The organism is Autumnicola musiva (assembly GCF_031846585.1).
In the GTDB taxonomy this organism is placed as follows: Bacteria; Bacteroidota; Bacteroidia; order Flavobacteriales; family Flavobacteriaceae; genus Autumnicola; species Autumnicola musiva.
The window spans coordinates 1-781 of the sequence record NZ_JAVRHK010000072.1 but is presented as its reverse complement, the minus strand read 5'-3'; the positions used below and the strand labels follow the sequence as shown (position 1 = coordinate 781).

Here is a 781-nt window from a genome sequence, read left to right as displayed (position 1 = left end):
AATCATGCGATTGTCCCCTTCAGAAAACCGCAAATTACAGCAGTCCAATAAAATGGATTTCTTTTTTGGAGGAACAGAGATGAATGTGGCAGCCTCACTTTCCTACTTTGGGATCAACACACAACAGGTTACCAATGTATCCGATGATTTAGTGGGGGAAGCGGCCATAGCCGCGATGCGACAATTTGGAATAGATGTTTCCGCGGTAAATAAAGTGGAGCATCCGCTGGGACTGTACTTTTTAGAAGTGGGTTCCTCTATGCGGTCCGGTAAAATTGCCTATAATCGTTTACATGGCGCTTTCGCTAATATCAAACCGGAGCAGGTAGATTGGGAGGCGGTGCTCGAAAATGGCAATTATCTGCATTGGACGGGAATTTCCCCGGCCATTTCAGAAGGAGCCTATCAAACCTTAAAGGAGGGCCTGGAGTTAGCGAATAAGAAAGGAATGACCATCACGGCAGATCCGGCATATCGTAGCAACCTGTGGAAATACGGCAGGAATGGCCAGGAAGTTTTAAAAGAACTTACCGGGCTTTCCACCATCTTTATAGGAGGCGTAAACGAGATCAATGAAATTTTGGGCACCGACTTCTCTTTTGAAGAAGAAGGCTTTATTGCCGCGGCTAAAAAGCTTATGGAAGAATGCCCGAATATCGAAAGAGTATTTGATAAAGTAAGAACGGGAGTCAGTGCTTCCTGGCAGAAAATTTACGGCAGGGCCTGGACGGGGAAAGAATATCTTACTACCGAAGAACTGGAAATTACCACCGTTGTGGAT

At 45.6% G+C, this 781-nt stretch carries 1 protein-coding gene; it reads left to right on the top strand.

The genetic code is table 11. The annotated features are described in order from the left end of the window. Position 1 precedes the first annotated feature (1 nt). Positions 2-781: PfkB family carbohydrate kinase (locus RM539_RS19885; protein WP_311505165.1), on the top strand; the 780-nt coding region annotated here is incomplete at its 3' end.